This window comes from Vibrio hyugaensis (genome assembly GCF_002906655.1).
Classification (GTDB): Bacteria; Pseudomonadota; Gammaproteobacteria; order Enterobacterales; family Vibrionaceae; genus Vibrio; species Vibrio hyugaensis.
In genome coordinates this window covers 537,467-554,942 of sequence record NZ_CP025795.1, presented here as the reverse complement: position 1 = coordinate 554,942, position 17,476 = coordinate 537,467, and the positions used below count along the sequence as shown (strand labels likewise).

13 protein-coding genes are annotated in these 17,476 nt (G+C 46.2%); 11 read left to right on the top strand and 2 right to left on the bottom strand.

Features of this window, described 5'->3' with window-relative positions:
• Positions 1–3 precede the first annotated feature (3 nt).
• The 9 genes from C1S74_RS19710 (at position 4) to C1S74_RS19675 (ending at position 10,282) form a co-directional block, all read left to right on the top strand.
• Positions 4–3,060, top strand: a complete 3,057-nt coding sequence (locus C1S74_RS19710; RefSeq protein WP_045397127.1) for an efflux RND transporter permease subunit — start codon at positions 4–6, stop codon at positions 3,058–3,060.
• Positions 3,061–3,062: 2 nt separating this feature from the next.
• Positions 3,063–4,547 (top strand): efflux transporter outer membrane subunit, encoded by a 1,485-nt coding sequence (locus tag C1S74_RS19705; protein WP_045397124.1) that lies wholly within the window; start codon positions 3,063–3,065, stop codon positions 4,545–4,547.
• A 159-nt stretch (positions 4,548–4,706) separates the two neighbouring features.
• Positions 4,707–4,862 carry a DUF5993 family protein gene (locus tag C1S74_RS26540; protein WP_005429588.1) on the top strand — a complete coding sequence of 52 codons (156 nt, stop codon included), beginning with the start codon at positions 4,707–4,709 and terminating at the stop codon, positions 4,860–4,862.
• Positions 4,863–4,874: 12 nt separating this feature from the next.
• The gene (locus tag C1S74_RS19700; protein ID WP_045397122.1) at positions 4,875–5,414 is read left to right on the top strand and encodes a disulfide bond formation protein B; all 540 of its coding nucleotides are present in this window, start codon (positions 4,875–4,877) and stop codon (positions 5,412–5,414) included.
• Between the two features lie 313 nt (positions 5,415–5,727).
• Positions 5,728–6,954 (top strand): sodium/glutamate symporter, encoded by a 1,227-nt coding sequence (gene gltS / locus C1S74_RS19695; RefSeq protein WP_045397120.1) that lies wholly within the window; start codon positions 5,728–5,730, stop codon positions 6,952–6,954.
• Between the two features lie 148 nt (positions 6,955–7,102).
• Positions 7,103–7,357 (top strand): hypothetical protein, encoded by a 255-nt coding sequence (locus C1S74_RS19690; protein WP_038865015.1) that lies wholly within the window; start codon positions 7,103–7,105, stop codon positions 7,355–7,357.
• Between the two features lie 374 nt (positions 7,358–7,731).
• On the top strand, positions 7,732–8,748 hold the full coding sequence (locus C1S74_RS19685; protein WP_045397118.1) for a GGDEF domain-containing protein: 1,017 nt from the start codon (positions 7,732–7,734) through the stop codon (positions 8,746–8,748).
• A 65-nt stretch (positions 8,749–8,813) separates the two neighbouring features.
• Positions 8,814–9,629, top strand: a complete 816-nt coding sequence (locus tag C1S74_RS19680) for a helix-turn-helix domain-containing protein (protein WP_045397115.1) — start codon at positions 8,814–8,816, stop codon at positions 9,627–9,629.
• The gene (locus C1S74_RS19675; RefSeq protein ID WP_045397113.1) at positions 9,629–10,282 is read left to right on the top strand and encodes a LuxR C-terminal-related transcriptional regulator; all 654 of its coding nucleotides are present in this window, start codon (positions 9,629–9,631) and stop codon (positions 10,280–10,282) included. The genes C1S74_RS19680 and C1S74_RS19675 overlap by 1 nt, the downstream gene beginning before the upstream one ends.
• 76 nt (positions 10,283–10,358) lie before the next feature.
• Here C1S74_RS19675 and C1S74_RS19670 read toward each other — a convergent pair whose 3' ends face one another.
• Entirely contained in the window at positions 10,359–12,767 is a 2,409-nt protein-coding gene (locus C1S74_RS19670; protein WP_045397110.1) for a beta-mannosidase, read from the bottom strand.
• Between the two features lie 292 nt (positions 12,768–13,059).
• Here C1S74_RS19670 and C1S74_RS19665 point away from each other — a divergent pair, with 292 nt between their 5' ends.
• Positions 13,060–14,643, top strand: a complete 1,584-nt coding sequence (locus tag C1S74_RS19665) for a BCCT family transporter (protein WP_038865353.1) — start codon at positions 13,060–13,062, stop codon at positions 14,641–14,643.
• Positions 14,644–14,745: 102 nt separating this feature from the next.
• On the opposite strand, the gene C1S74_RS19660 is transcribed toward C1S74_RS19665, so the two are convergent.
• The gene (locus tag C1S74_RS19660) at positions 14,746–16,347 is read right to left on the bottom strand and encodes a long-chain fatty acid--CoA ligase (protein WP_045397108.1); all 1,602 of its coding nucleotides are present in this window, start codon (positions 16,345–16,347) and stop codon (positions 14,746–14,748) included.
• Between the two features lie 343 nt (positions 16,348–16,690).
• On the opposite strand from C1S74_RS19660, the gene C1S74_RS19655 reads away from it, so the two are divergent.
• Entirely contained in the window at positions 16,691–17,350 is a 660-nt protein-coding gene (locus tag C1S74_RS19655; RefSeq protein ID WP_045397105.1) for an HAD family hydrolase, read from the top strand.
• Positions 17,351–17,476 lie beyond the last annotated feature (126 nt).

Here is a 17,476-nt window from a genome sequence, read left to right as displayed (position 1 = left end):
ACCATGATCAATTTAGCTGAATTCGCGATAAGACAGCGCACTTTCGTGTTGTTCTTTATCGCCTTAAGTGTGGTGGCAGGGCTGTATTCTTACTTCGATTTAGGCAAGTTGGAAGACCCAAGTTTCACGGTTAAAACCGCGGTCGTCGTCACCTTGTATCCGGGTGCATCAGCACAAGAAGTAGAGCAACAAGTCACCGATACCATTGAGACCAAACTGCAAGAAATGGCAGAGTTGAATCGCCTGCGCTCATTGTCTCGTCCGGGGATGTCGATGGTATTTGTCGACTTGAAAGAGAGCCTCAATTCCAAAGCGCTTCCGCAACAATGGGATTTACTGCGCCGCAAAGTCGACGACGTAAAACTGCAACTGCCGTCTACAGCGCAAATTAGCATTGTTCAGGATGAGTTCTCTGAAGTGTATGGCATGCTTTTCTCCATCCATAGCCAAGACGCTGCACCAGAAGAATTACGCCGTTATGCAGAAGAATTGCAACGTCAAATCAAAGCCGTAAAAGGCATCAAGAAGATTGAGCTACACGGCGTGCAACCGCGAGTGGTTTACATTGATATGCCTGACGAACGTCTGGCTCAATATGGCTTATCTGTCGCGCAGGTGTGGAATCAACTCAGCACACAGAACATGACCTTTGAAGCAGGCAAGTTCGATGCTGGAACCGAACGCGTCCGCATCACTCAAACCAGTGAATTTCAATCATTAGATGATATTCGTAACTTGGTCATCAAGGGCGGCGTGAGTGAATTAGGTACAGGCTTGATTCGCTTAGGCGACATAGCTAACGTATCTATGGGCTACCAAACACCAGCGCTAACAGAGAGCCGATTTAATGGTGAGCCTGCGGTGACGCTAGCGGTCAGTCCTGTTGAAGGCATCAATGTGGTCTCGCTCGGCGACACGATTCGCGACATCATCCAAAACTACCAACAAACACTGCCGCTTGGCGTTGATATTTCTACCGTGGCTTACCAACCTGAAGAAGTGCAAAAAGCGATTGATGACTTCGTCGGTAACCTGCTTGAAAGTGTCGGTATTGTGTTTGTGGTGCTGTTGGTCTTCATGGGCTTTAAGAGCGCGACGATTGTTGGTTCGAGCTTATTGCTGACTATCCTGCTCACGCTAATCTACATGAACATTGCAGGCATTGATTTGCATCGAGTCTCGTTAGGAACCTTCATCCTTGCTCTAGGTATGTTGGTAGACAACGCCATCGTGATCACTGACATGATGATCGTAAAACTGAGCAAAGGCATCGAACGCACACGTGCTGCTATTGATTCAGTCAAGGAAACCGCAGTCCCTCTGCTCGGCGCAACAGTGATTGCCATCATGGGCGCAAGTCCGGTTCTGTTCTCCAAAACCGACTCAGCCGAGTTTGCGGGTTCTGTGTTCTACATCGTAGCGTCTTCACTTCTTCTGTCTTGGTTGGTAGCGATGACCTTCACCGTGCTGATGTGTTGGATGTTCATCAAACCAACACCTGTTGATGAAGACGCAAAGCCAAGCCGTTACAAGCAGTTGGTGTTTTGGACAGTTGATAACCCAATCAAAGCACTGACAGCATTGATTCCTCTGCTTTTAGTGACTGCCGTGGCCGTTCCTTACGTAGCGGTGAACTTTATCCCCCAATCGGATCGCCCTATCGTGTTCCTTGATTACTGGCTACCGAATGGCGCCAAGATCGAACAAACCTCAGCAGACATGCGCAAAGTCGAGCAGTGGCTCCTCAAGCAGCCAGAAGTAGAAAGCATCTCTAGCTACATGGGCGCAAGTGCACCGCGCTTCTCGGTGACCGTAGAACCAGAGCCGCTTGATCCTGCATACGGGCAGATATTGATTAACACCAAGGATTACGAAAGCATCAGCCAACTTGTTGAACGTGGTGACAAGTGGTTGCAAAACACTTTCCCAGACGCAGAACCTCGCTTTAGAGCGTTAAAACTGGCGACCTCAGACAAGTACGCAGTAGAAGCGCGCTTCTCTGGCCCTGATGAAGCGGTGTTGCACCAACTGGCGGATCAAGCGAAAGCGATTTTTGCCACGCATCCCGATGCCAAATATGTTCGTGATGACTGGCGTCAAGAAAGCAAGGTGCTGAAACCCATCATCAATCAAGACAAGATGCGCCAAGCTGGCATTAACCGAGCAGATATCGCCTTTGCTCTGAAACGCGCTTCTGATGGCATGCCATTAGGTCAGATGAACCTTAACGACGAGTTGATTCCAATTCAGCTGCGTGGCACGTCTCAAAACATGGCGTCACTAGAAACATTGCCCGTGCGTTCGCTACTTGGCATGCACAGTGTGCCTCTAGGACAAGTGGTTGATGGCTTTGAGCTAGTACCAGAAGAGAGCATGATCTGGCGCCGCAATCGCGTCAAAACCATCACAGCACAAGCAGGTGTTGAGCGTTCAACCACACCAGCAAGAGTACGCAACGCGGTGAAAGATCAAATCGAAGCGATTCCTCTGCCAGCCGGCTACAACTTGGAATGGGGCGGCGAATATTACGATGAACACAAAGCGGTTACTGACATCTTTAAACAGCTACCAAAAGCCATGCTGATCATGGTGATCATTCTGGTCGCAATGTTTAACGGCTTTAAGCAACCGATCATCATTCTAGCCACACTGCCTTTGGCGGCTACCGGTGCCACCTTTGCTCTGCTTGGTTTTGATAAACCATTCGGCTTTATGGCGTTGATTGGTGCCATCACCCTGACGGGCATGATCATTAAAAACGGCATTGTGTTGATGGACCAAATTGAGTTGGAACGTGCGAACGGCCGCCCATTATCGGATGCCATCAAAGAAGCCACCGTTAACCGCACCATGGCGATTTCGATGGGTGCACTGACAACCGCACTCGGCATGATCCCGCTGCTTTCGGATCTTTTGTTCGACCAAATGGCAGCCACCATCATCGGCGGTCTGGCAGCGGCGACCGTGTTGTCACTGTTCATCATGCCGGCACTGTACCGCTTGGTATACAAAGAAAAATCACCAACAACGCAAACTGACGCTGAATTGAAGGAGGCGTAATCATGAGAAAGTTCGTTATCACGCCACTGGTATTGGCAATAAGTTTATCAGGTTGTGCCGTTGGGCCAGACTATCAAACGCCAACCACCAGCATGGCAGAGACTTATTTGTATGCCGACCAAAATGGCGTCAGCCGCAATGCTGAGAGAGAAGCGTTTTGGTGGACAGAGTTTAACGACCCGACGTTGAACGATTTGGTGCTTGATATGCAAAGCCAAAACATCCCGCTTAAGGTCGCGGCAGAGCGCATCAAAATGGCAGACAACTATAAGACCGTTGTTGAGTCATTCAAAGTGCCTACCATCAATGTTGGCGCCGGATATGTCAATTATCAGCTGAGTAAGAACGACTCGCTGCTTGGTCCTGCGCTAAATCCGATTGGTGATTCCGCAGCTGGCCTGCCGCCACAAATTGGCAATACAACCTTGTTGGACAATCAGCATGATGGTGTGTTTGCCGGCGCAAGTATCGCTTGGGAGTTGGATTTGTTCGGTCGCATTGATCGTCAATCCAATGCGGCGCAAATACGTGTTGAGCAAGCAGAAATCTATCAAAGCGGGCTGACGACTTTGCTTACTGCGGATTTGATTCATAACTACTTGCAGTATCAAGGGGCAAGCGAGCGTCTCGACTTAGCCAAATCAAACCTTGAAGACCAAAGAAAAACCATGGACTTGGTCGAGAAAGTGGTTCGTAGCGGTTATGGCTCGGATCTCGATTTAGCGCAAGCCAAAGCGACGCTTGCAGCGATGGAGTCAATCATTCCTCAGTTGGAAATCGCACAACAGGTACACAAACATCGTATCGCGGTACTGCTTGGTGAGCCTTTGTCGAAAGTCGAAGTGCGACTTGCAGAAACTCAAGCTGTACCAGCAATGCAACATGTCGTGCCAATTGGATTACCTTCAGACTTACTTCAACGACGCCCTGATATCCGCTTAGCGGAGCGAGAAATGGCAGCCATCAATGAAGAACTTGCGGCAAGTATCGCCAATCAATATCCGAAGTTCTTCTTAACCGGCGCTCCGGGCGTGTCCGCTTCCAGCTTTGATGATCTGTTTAGCAGTGACTCTTTCGGCTGGGTTGGTGCAGCTGGCATCAGTTGGAATGTCTTTGATGGTGGTCGTGGCGATGCTTTAGAGGACATCAACCAAGCTCGTTTTGACGCAGCAACACTGACTTACCAACACGCTGTGGATTCGGCTTTTTCTGAAGTGGATTCCACACTATTTGCGTATGGCAGAAGCCAAGAGAATCAGCGTCGTATTGATGATGCTTTGGTTGCGACAGATAAAGCCGTGGGGAAAGCCAAATCTCTCTACCGTGCTGGGTTGATTGACCACTTGTCGGTACTGGATGCTCAACGCCAGCAACGCATTATGCAAGATCGACAAATCGCAGCCAAATTGCAAACGGCTCAGGTCACTGTCGCACTCTACAAATCATTGGGTGGCGATTGGGCATTAGAGCAATCTCCACAAAGTTAAACCGAATGAGTTAAGTAACGATTTTGGGGAGTGGGTTAGCTTCATCGGGGACCTCGAATCTAACCCCTCCTCTTTTTTATTGGGTATAAAGTCGCGCATTAGCTCGCATTTCCTATAGTTAAAAGGATTGAAATCAGAGAGTAAGGAAGGAACTCCCTCATGATGACATTAATCTTTTTGCTATTATTGATTGCGATGCTCAGTGCATTTCTAGGTAAGAAAGCGGTGGGCTATGCCTTTTTCGCTTCTTCCGTGATCATTGGACTGTATTGGTTCAATCATCACGCCACCGACCCTCTTTCCATCTTATTGTAAGGGGGATTGCACATGAATCGAAACTATCTGGCTTTACTTAATACTCTTGGTTTACTGGGCATGACAGCCGTTCTACTGATTGGCTTTGTTCTGCAATTTGTACTGAATGAATTGCCTTGTCCTTTGTGTTTATTACAGCGCATTGGCTTCATCATGATCATGTTTGGCTTCTTGTTGAACGTGGTGTATGGACCGCAGTCTCGACATTATGGAGTGGTACTTATTGGCGCACTCTATGGCGTCGCCACGTCACTGAGACAAGTCTCTTTACACGTAATTCCTGGTACGCCTGGATACGGTAGCCCTATCTTCGGGATGCACTATTACACTTGGGCGTTTGTGTTGTTTGTTGCCACCATTTTCGCGGTCGCCGTTATTCTGATGCTGACCAGTAAAGAGGAGTCTCCAGAACCTTACGAAATGAGCAACCTAGGTCGCATCACATGTTTGCTAGCGATTTCTGTTGTGGCACTCAATGTGATTGGGACTTTTGCCGAATGTGGTCCTTATCAATGTCCAGATAACCCTGTGAGCTATTGGTTATTTAATTAATCATTGAGACAGGCTTAACGAGTCGTTGCTTAGTGAACGATCCGTGGCTGACTAGACTTTCGTTGTACGCCAACAAGTTCATTTACTAAAACGCCATTAAGCAATTCAACGTGGGGAGTGATGCATAGGTTTGTTTAGCCTAGTGTTGCTCCCCTTTTCTATTCATTAAAAAAATGTCATCTGACGCACAATCCGACTTAGTTCAAATTCGTCGTTATGCAATTGGATGTCATACAAACATGTCAGTATGTTTAAAAGACGAGCATACGGATTGATTTTTATATCGTATGTATTTACCTCAACAGGAGTGGCTATGAATTTTGTCGACGGCGTATTACAAGTCGAATCTTTTCTCGCGGTGACACTTGGGATCATCGTTTTGTTTTTGGGTAGGCGCTTAACACAAGCCAGTTCTTTTCTTAAAGAATTCAGTATCCCCGAACCCGTTTCTGGCGGTATTTTAGTATCGGTCATTTTCGCGATCATCCATTATGTCACTCACATTGATGTCCAATTCGACCTCGCTACCCGTGACTTGTTACTGGTGTATTTCTTTACCACCATCGGCATCAATGCCAGCCTTCAAGATCTGTTCAAAGGCGGTAAGCCATTATTGATTCTGCTTACCGTCACCATTGGCTACATGTTGATTCAAAATCTCACCGGTATTGGTATCGCAACCATGCTGGGGCAACCCGAAGCCGTCGGTCTGTTAAGTGGCACAGTATCTCTGATTGGAGGTCACGGCACCGCGATTGCGTGGTCACCAAGAATCGCAGAAATCTTCGACCTAGACACAGCAATGGAGATAGGCATTGCCAGCGCGACATTTGGCTTAATTTTAGCAAGCTTGATGGGCGGACCGATTGCAAAATACCTGATCAACAAACACAACCTAAAGCCTGCTAAAGTGGAAGAAATGGACGTGGGTACGGCGCAAGATGAGCCCCAACCATCCATCAATGCTTATGACTTTTTGGATGCTATGTTAGCGATTCACGTATGTATTATCTTGGGTGCAATATTGAATGAAGGCGTGAGCAGTTTAGGCTTAGAGTTGCCTCTGTTTGTAACCTGTTTGTTTGCTGGTATTTTGATTTCTAATCTTATTCCAACCTCTTACCCTCGCCTTACAGGTACTCGTTGGCCAGCACGGAAACCAGCGGTTGCATTGATTGCTGACATGGCCTTGGGCGCTTTCCTCGCTATGTCACTGATGAGCATGCAATTATGGGCGTTAGTCGATCTGGCTGGGCCAATATTCATCATTCTTGGTGCGCAGTTCTTTGTGGCTATTTGCATCGCCATATTCGTCGTTTTTCCTCTAATGGGAAAGAACTACGACGCTGCGGTTGTTTGCTCTGGTTTTGGGGGGATTTCTTTGGGCTCTACCCCAACCGCAATGGCTAACATGTCGGCCGTTGCACAAAAATACGGTAACTCTCACCAAGCCTTTATTATTGTGCCTTTGGTGTGTGCTTTCTTTATCGATTTGGCGAACGCGCTGATCATCCCTTACTTCATCCGATGGATTGGCTAATTAAGATGCTAACCGGTTAAAAAGGGGTCACTTCGGTGGCCTCTTGATTTAATCGTGCAAATATTGCTACCACCTTGCCCCTCACTCAGTTGTATAATGCTTGTCTTGTAATATTTTGTTACGAACGTCGTAACCCTTGAGAAGACGCATGAACAGCAGCAGATGGGTTGGCTTAACAGTCGGCACACTTTTTTTAATTGGTACATTAATTCTATTTGGATCAACCGTGCATTCCGCGTGGTACAAGATTCCTGTAGAAGCCGTAAATGGTATCGCATTCACCTTATCCTTCGGATTGGGGTTGAATCATCTTGTTGCTTATATATCCGCTTTTTTCACACTCGCTGCGCTATTCTATCTTGGTTACGCGATGGGTTACCGTATCCATCAAAAACTCAAGTAGACACCTAATACTTTAGACTGATCTTGCATTTTATCAGTAGGACGTAAGTGCTAGTTTTACCTCATTAAATTTGCTGTTTACTCACTTTTTATGCGGACATATTGAGATCGGGGCATTTTCCCGAAAACCGTATAGTTTTATGCAACCCTGCCTCATAGAATAGTTTATAAAAACGGCAGTAGGTATCGAGCAACTTTATGAAATGCAGTGTCGCTTGCAGACGAGAAAAACGCCCGAAAAAGCACATGCGCCTGGCATTTCCAGACTCATGCGGGGTAGTACGTTTAGTCTTTCCAAGTCATCCATCCACACTCAATCCATACAGAATTCTTTCCCAGTCTGCCCATTATTTGCTGTTCCTTTGAGACATAACTATGGACAGAACACAGTTCACCAAAATTTTTACGCGCTATTACATGCGCTCTACAAGTTTGGGTATTCTAATTACCCTATTCGCTTGTGCAATCAGAGGGGTAGAATTTGTTGTATACCTTCCTTACCTGCTATCCGCCATCTCCTGCCTAACTTATCTTTGGGCTGGACACTTTTTCGTTCTCGAACAGAAAAGCAAACTGGTGGTCATTGCGTTAATTCTTGGCTTTACACTCACGTTTTACCTGTATTACTTCCTCGGCGGGCATTTCCTTTTTTCGTCCTTGGTGACGGTCAACCTCCTTTTAGCCTTGATTGAATTTGGCGTTTTCTGGTCACTGATCACATACACATTGTCAATGACTGTCTGCTTTAACATAGATTTGATAGTTGCGGCGAATGACCCGTTTAAACTACAAGGTTTAAGTGAGTTCTCCATTCGGAGTACGTTTCTGTACCTGTTCAACCTTTTCATTTACAAAGGATTACTTTCCATAGAGCGTGACTGGAAAAACGCGTGGCAAACGCAATATGAACAGGTCGAAAAACTAGAAAGACTGCTCGAGATCGACGAGCTGACAGGGTGTTATTCCCGCTTTAAAGGCCATCAGTTGATTGAACATCAGATACAACGCGCTCAACCGTTTGCTCTGTTGTATATCGATTTAGATGGCTTCAAAGCAGTGAATGATGAATTCGGCCATGACGCTGGCGACAAGGTTTTAAAAGTTACCGCCCAACGCATATTGCAACTGCTGGGGGACGATCAATTTGCCACACGAATTGGCGGTGATGAATTCATCCTTTGTCTCCCCAACCTAGAAAGTACAAAGGATTTAGAACAATTTCAGTCTTTGCTACAACACGCATGTAGTGCACCTATTTTTATCCATTTTCAAAACGTTCACATCGGTTTGAGTATTGGTATGGCGCGCTTCCCTTATGAAGGGAGTAACAGTGACGCGCTTATCCAGCATGCAGACCAAATGATGTACCTCACTAAAAAATCTAGAACATAGAAACTTGGCTCAGTTCGGGCCGCTTCAAACAATCAAAAAATATAATGAGCTCAGGACGTAGATATATGGTTAGCAAGTTAGAATTTTCGCATGCTGTTGCTGCAATTCGAAAGGAAAGGGGTTTAACTCAAGGCCAGTTAGCCGATGAGTTAGCAAGGAGTTACAGCGCGTTCGACAGCTTAAATCAACCGACATTAAGCCAATGGGAAAGCGGGAAAGTCACACCGAGTTTATTAAAACGGCTCGCCTTTTCACACTTTATTGGAGAGCAGTATCAATACACTTCTAGCGAGTACAAACGAGTCAAAGCCTCACAGAGCAAAAACATTTATTTGAGCTTTAAAGATATTGTGTACGAATACCAAGTCACCGATGTAAAGAGTTGCTCTCTCAACCAAATCAGTGTGTCTGAATTCGAGCAAATCAACGCCGTACATAAACAGCTAATTACGCCAGGGGGCATGGAAGACACACTCAATCAATTCAATCAATCACCCAGTAAGGCTCGGCTTTATTACTGCAAAGGCATGCTAGTTGGTCATATGATTTATCAAGAGCTGAGGTCTGAATTTAGGATTCTCAGCTTATGGCATTTAGGCCGGTCAATTTTGAAGTTTTTGGTCTCTGACATTATTCAAGTAATGGGCAACGCGATCATCCACTTCCCTGTTCATGAGCCCGTAATTAAACAACTTTTGTTCGACATTTTTATACGGGATTTCTACCACCATCGGCGAGTCACCTTTTTTAAAGCCCCCGCCACACGGATATTCGAAAACCCCATGGTGAAGCATTGCTTTGATGGATTACTCGATCTGGTGCTCTATCGCTTCCACCAGGTAGGAAATGAATTTATGCAGTCTCGACAGGAAGCCCACTAATGATGAATAACAATACAAAAAACAACACCATCTTATTGTTTACCTTCAACAATATTCAAGGCAGAGGATTACAAACCGCCATCGAGCAGCGCTTAGGGCAACCCGTTTTACTGGCCAAAGGGGCAGACGTTGAAATACCCGATCACCACGACGAACACTACGTCGCAATTGTCGATAGTTCTCTGCCCGATCTGAGTGATGTCAAAGTGACATTGAGTGAGCTTCACCACGTCGACGCTACGATATTAGTCAATGCCGAACCAAACTTAGGTGTGGAGAGTTTACTCAGCTGGTCTAACCTAAAAGGTTTATTTTATTTTGAAGACGATTTCGACAAGGTGATCAAAGGCCTTAAAGGCATCTTAAATGGAGAGAACTGGCTATCCCGAGACATTCTCAACCGGCTTATTGGCTACTTGGTAAATTTAAATCACACTGTCACGGAGCACGATTCTAAGCTCGATATTGAGCTCACACGACGAGAAATGCAGGTTCTGACCGCATTGTGTCAAGGTGGCTCAAACCTTGATATCGCGGACACTCTGTTTGTCAGTGAGCATACGGTGAAGTCACACCTTTATAGCATTTTCCGCAAACTTGAAGTCAAGAACCGGATGCAGGCCATTAATTGGGCCAAGCGCAATTTGTTCTAATTAAAGCAAGAAACAACAAAGGGAGCACGGAGGCCCCCTTCATATTACTTTTATCTGACGACTCGCTTTATCTTACTTATTGCATCAAATGGTAAACTCGCAGTGACTCTGCCATCGCCGCCACATCATCACCTAAGAACTCTATCGTTACTGGTTGATGAGCAAGTAAAGTCAAACTTGATTCAGAGAATCGACCATCGGTATCCGATTCTAAATGCACAAAGAACGCAGGCTTATCTGAAGCTAGCGTAATGTGGTTTGCTTCAATCTTCACTTCTATCTTTGCCTTCTCCATCGGCAAGGTTTTCAGTTCATGAGTGCTAAACCACGTGTTCGTGATTCGCTCTTCGCCTACTTGTCCCTCTGCGTAGAAGAAGCCCGATGTTAGATTCGCGATATCAAACTGGTCGTCAAGTTGCCAAACGACAGTATTGCTATCCTTTGATACGCTTTGCTCTAGCTGCCAAGTTTGCTTCACTTCACCTTGCCAGTTCACCCATTGCAGCTGAGCATTAACACTCACAGGCTCTTTTGCGTCGTTTAACAAATGCAAGCTCAACTTACCTGTATGCTCTGAGAACACCAAATACTGAGGCGCAAAGAAGCGTTTGGCATGGTAATGCAATTGCTTCCAACGGCCACTGTATTCTAAGCTCGACCAAGAACTCACTGGCCAGTTGTCATTGAGCTGCCAATACAACATACCTCGACATACTGGTGAGATGGCGCGCCAATGGTCACAAGCGGTCTTAATTGCCATCGCTTGCTGAACTTGGCTTAAGTACAACATCTCCTCGAAGCCTGATGGGAAGCGGAAGTAACGAGTAAACATCTCCGTGATGATGCTGTTACCACGAGGGTTCTTTTGGTGCTGCTCAAACGTTGGTGAGGTGACGTTCCAATCCTGCTCTGGCACAAACTGTTTTGCCTCAGCAAAAGACGGCCAAGATTGGAAGCCAAACTCGGAACAAAAACGCGGGTTAATGTTTAGATAAGCATTAAACGATTTTCCTGAGTGCCAAACGTCCCAGAAGTGCATGTCGCCTTTGCTGTCATCATGCCACGCATCGCCAAAATCCAACTCGCCATTACAAGGTGAACTCGGCCAAAAACGGCGTGAATCGTCTTGCTGACCAATGACTTGTTCGATCATTCGATTCAGACGATCGTAATTCACCGTGTATTTGACTTTGTTGTGCTTGGATTCGTCGTACCAGCCAATCGCACCAATCACTTCATTATCGCCACACCACAGTGCAATCGACGGGTGCTCTTTCAAACGTGGGATTTGGAATCGCAACTCTTGTTCCACATCTTTCAAGAAATCGTCATCGGATGGATACAGCGAGCAAGCGAACATCATGTCTTGCCACACCAACAAGCCCAATTCATCACACAGGTTGTAGAAGGTTTCACTTTCATACTGGCCGCCCCCCCAAACACGAATCATGTTCATATTGGCATCGACTGCACTCTGTAACAGATTGCGGTATCGGCTTTCGCACTCACGCCCTGGCATCGCATCCACCGGAATCCAGTTTGCGCCTTTCGCATTGATTGGGGTGCCGTTAATGATGAACTCCATCGCGGAGCCGTGTTCATCCGTTTGATTGTTCAGCCTTAACTCTCGCAAACCAATCTTGCGCGATAGTAACTGCTCACCACAATGAACAGAAATAGAATACAAATGCGCTTCACCGTAACCCGCAGGCCACCAGCGTTTTGGCTCGATAATATGGAACTGACAGTGGTAGTGACCACTTCCTTCGGTTCGAATCGATTGGCGCTGATCATCAAATTCAATTGTGATTTCATGAAGTTGAGTATCGGTTTCTACTTCAACTAATACATCAACCAGCACACTACCATCAGCTTTCCATTGCTGCTCTGTCGAGAATCCTTTGAGCCACACATCGTCGACGACCTCAATTTGAATCGGGTCATAGATACCGGAAACCATCAAACAAACACCCCAGTCCCATCCCGAGTGACATTGGGTTTTACGAATCAAGTTCATGTGCGGGATCTGGTTGTTCCCCATTGCCGACGGAATGGGAAATGGCAGTTTCTTTGCTCGCTCTGCACCTTCTAAGTCGACTCGGGCAAACTCAACTCGAATCGTATTAACGCCTTGTTTTAAGTTTGTTTTAATATCAATACGTTGCTGAGCAAACATGTTGCTGCAAGTCAGTACTTGCTCACCGTTAATATAAAAGGTGGCTAAAGTATCGACGCGAGTTAACGTCATCCAAACTTGTTTGGCCAATAACACAGGTTCATCGACAGTAAACTCGCGTTCAATATGCCAATCGCATTCTTCAATCCAACGAACCTTGGATTCATTATCTGCCACATATGGGTTAGGAATAAGCTCTGCTTGCAAAAGTGCAGAGACATTATCGCCAGGCAAAGTCATCGGAATATTGATGTCTGGACGCTGTGGCGAGGTAAGTTGCCACTGTCCATTGAGTTCAAAATGAGCCATAGGGTAAGACCTTTAATTTTTATTAGAACAGGTTGGCTCAATGTAATCCTGTGGTGTCCTTACAAGAATAAGGGGAATGTCATTTACATACGAAATGCGGCGCACTTCACGCAAAAAATCTCTACCCAGAAATCAGTAATTTGCCGCTTACGTAGACAATTATTCCGAATCTACGGTTATATTGAGGTGCTCAACGTGCTAGTATCAGCGGCTTTTTGATCATCCTCACACTTTTCGACCTATTTGTGTGAGGGAAATGCACGGCTTCCGAGCCCTAAAAAGCGAAGTAATTATGTCAAATATGACGAATGCCGCCTCTCATGCTCCTATTCAGGAGGCAGACTATTCTGCTATTCATCCTCCTTCCCTTATCAAGCGCCTTGAACTCACTAACCCTGTATTTTGGTTAAGTGGTAGCTTCCTTACCGTCTTTGTTCTGCTCGCTCTAACAAATACAGAATCTCTGACCGCGATGGTCAACGCAGGCTTCGGGTTTGCGACTCAATACTTCGGTGCCTTTTGGCAAGTATTACTCCTTCTGAATTTCCTTATTGGTTTGGCTATTGCACTAGGTCGTACAGGCTACGTACGCTTAGGCGGTCTAGCGAGACCTGATATCGACACCTTTAAGTGGTTGTCGATCGTACTTTGTACCCTACTCGCCGGTGGCGGTGTTTTCTGGGCAGCTGCAGAGCCTATCGCCCACTTTGTTTCTGCACCACCTCTGTATGGTGAAGCGTCGCCAAAAGCCTCCGCAATCAATGCACTTTCTCAGTCTTTCATGCACTGGGGTTTCCTTGCTTGGGCTATCCTAGGTTGTCTTTCTTCAGTCGTTTTGATGCACCTTCACTACGATAAGGGCTTACCACTCAAACCTCGTACCCTGCTTTACCCAGTATTTGGTGACAAAGCGATCAACGGTTGGATTGGCGACGTCGCAGACGCATGCAGCATTATCGCCGTAGCCGCAGGTACTATTGGTCCAATTGGTTTCTTAGGTCTGCAGATCAGTTACGCCCTGAACTCGCTATTTGGCTTACCTGATACCTTTGTTACTCAAAGCTTAGTGATCGTCGCTGCGATTTTGATGTACACCTTGTCTGCCCTAAGCGGTGTAAGCAAAGGCATCCAGCTTGTGAGCCGTTACAACATCGTGTTGTCTGTGGCTCTAATTGGTTACATCCTGTTCTTCGGCCCAACCAGCTTTATTGTGGATGGTTACGTGCAAGGCATTGGCCGCATGGTAGATAACTTCTTCCCAATGGCGCTTTACCGTGGTGACACCGAGTGGCTAAGTTGGTGGACAGTCTTCTTCTGGGGCTGGTTCATTGGTTACGGTCCGATGATGGCAATTTTCATCGCGCGAATCTCACGCGGCCGTACAATTCGCCAATTAATCCTTTCTATCAGCATTGCTGCACCATTGATCACGTGTTTCTGGTTCAGCATCGTTGGTGGCAGTGGCTTGGCGTTCGAGCTAGAAAACCCAGGTTTGATTTCATCGGCGTTTGAGGGCTTTAACTTGCCTGCCGTTCTGCTTGCGATTACTTCTGAGCTACCATTCCCGATGGTGATTTCAGTATTGTTCTTGATCCTGACCACGACGTTCATCGTGACAACGGGTGACTCAATGACATACACCATCAGTGTGGTAATGACTGGCTCTACAGAACCAAACGCAGTGATACGCTCGTTCTGGGGCTTAATGATGGGTGTGGTGGCGATCGCGCTTATCTCGATGGGCTCTGGCGGTATCTCGGCATTGCAGTCTTTCATCGTGATTACAGCTGTTCCTGTGTCTTTCATACTGCTTCCAAGCATCTGGAAAGCGCCGAGCATCGCTAACCACATGGCGAAAGAACAAGGTTTGATTTAATACACAACCAAGACTTTCGCGTCACTAGATGAAAATCGGCCCCGATACAAGTTATGTATCGGGGCCGAATATTATGGGTTGGATGCAAACAGCTTCACTACTTTACAGATGAAGTTTACGCAGCTCTTTCTTATCAACTTTGCCCACGCTGGTTTTCGCAATATCGTCAACCATCTTCACTTTCAGTAGCAACGCTTCTCTGGCAAGAATGCCTTTGCTGATAAAATCTTTAGCAAAACCTAACAGCTCTTTCTCTGTCATCTCTGCATCATCTTTTAACGTTACCAACGCTAAGGGCACCTCGCCCCATTTGTTATGAGGCATACCAATCACGGCGACTTCCGACACGGCCTGATGCTGGTGCAGAATGTCTTCCAGCTCCAAAGAACTGACCCACTCACCAGAAATCTTAATCATGTCTTTTACACGGTCAGTGATCTTGATGAAGCCTTCATGATCGATATGCGCGACATCGCCAGTGTGTAGGTAACCACCACGCCACAAGGCTTTCGAGTTCTTGTTGTCTTTGTAATAGCTCGGAGTCAACCAAGGAGCGCGAACCACAATCTCACCCGCACTTTCGCCGTCGTGGGGGAGCTTGTTCATTTCATCATCAACAATGTAAGCGTCTACCAGCGCGACTTTCTTACCCGTTTTAGAGCGGTACTCCGCTTGCTGATCTAGGTCGAATTCGAGCTGCTCAGGAGTCAGTTGAACAATAGACAGAATTGGTCCTGTTTCGCTCATGCCGTAACCCGCAAACACATCAATATCGCGCTCAAGGGCTGATTTACATAACGCTTTTGGTAGCGCTGCACCGCCAATCACGACTTTCCAACCAGAGAAATCCATCGACTTGGATTTTGGTGAGCTCAACAACAGATGCAGGATGGTTGGCACACAGTGCGAGAACGTCACCTTCTCCTGCTCAATCAAGTTAAGCAGAACATCTGGTACATATTTGCCCGGATACACTTGTTTCACACCAAGCATGGTCGCCATGTATGGAAGTCCCCAAGCGTGGACATGAAACATTGGCGTAATTGGCATGTAGATATCACCTTGATGCAATCGACCTTGTGACGCATTGGTGCCGATGGTGCTCAATATCCCCATGGTATGGAGAACCAGTTGGCGGTGAGTAAAGAACACGCCTTTAGGGAAACCCGTCGTACCTGTCGTGTAGAAAGTGGTCGCAACGGTATTCTCATCGAAATCAGGGAAGTTGTATTCCGTACTTTCTTGCTCCAGAAGGCGCTCGTATTCACATTCATCGTTATCGCGCAAAACCACGTAACGCGTGACCGTATCAATACGACCTTTGATCTGATCCAGAATTGGCAGAAATTCTTCGTTGATCAGGATAATGTCATCTTCCGCATGGTCGATGGTGTAAAGGATCTGCTCTGGAGACAAGCGCACGTTGATCATGTGTAGCTTGGCACCAATCATCGGGATGGCAAAGTAGCATTCAAGATAACGGTGTGAGTCATAATCCATTACCGCTACCGTATCACCTTTCTTTACGCCCATTTTGGTTAGCGCGTTTGCAAACTGTCTTACGCGGTCATGAAACGTTTTGTAGCTGTGACGACGGTGGTTCGCGTAGACGATTTCTTGCTCGGGGTTGAAAGCAACTGGGGAAAACAGCAAGTTTTTAATTAACAACTGATAATTGGATGGATCATTTACATACTGGTTCATATCGGGGATTCTTTTTGTATTTTTCTTAACGTTCGCTTTGCGCGAGTGGCGCTATTATCACTCAAAGACAAGACTGTATTCAGTACACAATATTGAGATCAGGTTCGAAAGACGCCATATATCTAAAGTACGCGGTTTCTAAAGTACCTCTGTATTGTAGCCTTCTATCACCAAGTCAGAAATGCTTCATCCCACGACTTAGTCATTAAGTTTTGTCATGGTCAGAAAAAGTGCAACGAAACCGTCACAGTTTGTCGTTAGCATACGTCCCACACTCGTAAACCTCGCTCTATACTGAACGACACGTTACATCGACCTCAATTCAAACTGTGAGAAGCCACCTATGTCCAAGCCTTTGTATGTTTTTGATCTGGATGAAACCTTAATCAACGCTGACTGCGCAATGATTTGGAATGAATTTATGGTTGAGAAAGGCATCGCCACTGCGCCTAACTTTATTGAGGAAGATAAGCGTCTAATGGGCTTGTACGCAGAAGGCAAAATGGACATGGAAGATTACCTAACGTTCTCCATGAAGCCGCTAGAAAACATGCCTATTCAACAGGTAAACGCCTTGGTGGAAGAGTGCGTTGAAAACCATATTCTGGCTAAACAATTCCCGCAAACCAAAACACTGATTGAACAACTGTCTCGTGATGAGATTGATATGGTCATCATCTCTGCCAGCGTCACTTTTTTGGTTGAAGCGGTTGGTCGGCGCATCGGTATCCCTAACGCTCTTGGGATTGATTTAGTCGAACAAGACAACTGCTACACCGCTGAAATAAAAGGTATCCCTAGTTATCGCGAAGGCAAAGTTACACGCTTAAAACAATGGCTAGATGCAAAACCAGCGACCTATTCAGACATTCATTTCTATACAGATTCGAACAACGACTTACCACTGTGTGAACACGCGGATTACGCCTATCTGATCAATCCATGCCCTCGCTTAAAAGAGCACGCCGATCGGCCGAATTGGACGGTGTTGAGTTGGGGTTGAAACCAGCCTCTCAAGCCGGCATCTATTAGACAAACCCATTCTTATTTCAATAAAGGGCAGTTTCTCCTGCTCTTTTTATTATCTCCCTTCACAAATTAATCATTTGATTAAATACTGATTAATTTT

Excerpts from the sequence above, each read along its gene's own strand:
- C1S74_RS19700 (WP_045397122.1), top strand. The coding sequence starts at position 4,875 with ATGAATCGAAACTATCTGGCTTTACTTAATACTCTTGGTTTACTGGGC.
- C1S74_RS19660 (WP_045397108.1), bottom strand. The coding sequence starts at position 16,347 with ATGAACCAGTATGTAAATGATCCATCCAATTATCAGTTGTTAATTAAA.
- C1S74_RS19680 (WP_045397115.1), top strand. The coding sequence starts at position 8,814 with ATGGTTAGCAAGTTAGAATTTTCGCATGCTGTTGCTGCAATTCGAAAG.
- C1S74_RS19685 (WP_045397118.1), top strand. The coding sequence starts at position 7,732 with ATGGACAGAACACAGTTCACCAAAATTTTTACGCGCTATTACATGCGC.
- C1S74_RS19710 (WP_045397127.1), top strand. The coding sequence starts at position 4 with ATGATCAATTTAGCTGAATTCGCGATAAGACAGCGCACTTTCGTGTTG.
- C1S74_RS19705 (WP_045397124.1), top strand. The coding sequence starts at position 3,063 with ATGAGAAAGTTCGTTATCACGCCACTGGTATTGGCAATAAGTTTATCA.
- C1S74_RS19675 (WP_045397113.1), top strand. The coding sequence starts at position 9,629 with ATGATGAATAACAATACAAAAAACAACACCATCTTATTGTTTACCTTC.
- C1S74_RS19665 (WP_038865353.1), top strand. The coding sequence starts at position 13,060 with ATGTCAAATATGACGAATGCCGCCTCTCATGCTCCTATTCAGGAGGCA.
- C1S74_RS19655 (WP_045397105.1), top strand. The coding sequence starts at position 16,691 with ATGTCCAAGCCTTTGTATGTTTTTGATCTGGATGAAACCTTAATCAAC.
- C1S74_RS19690 (WP_038865015.1), top strand. The coding sequence starts at position 7,103 with ATGAACAGCAGCAGATGGGTTGGCTTAACAGTCGGCACACTTTTTTTA.
- C1S74_RS19670 (WP_045397110.1), bottom strand. The coding sequence starts at position 12,767 with ATGGCTCATTTTGAACTCAATGGACAGTGGCAACTTACCTCGCCACAG.
- C1S74_RS26540 (WP_005429588.1), top strand. The coding sequence starts at position 4,707 with ATGATGACATTAATCTTTTTGCTATTATTGATTGCGATGCTCAGTGCA.
- gltS (WP_045397120.1), top strand. The coding sequence starts at position 5,728 with ATGAATTTTGTCGACGGCGTATTACAAGTCGAATCTTTTCTCGCGGTG.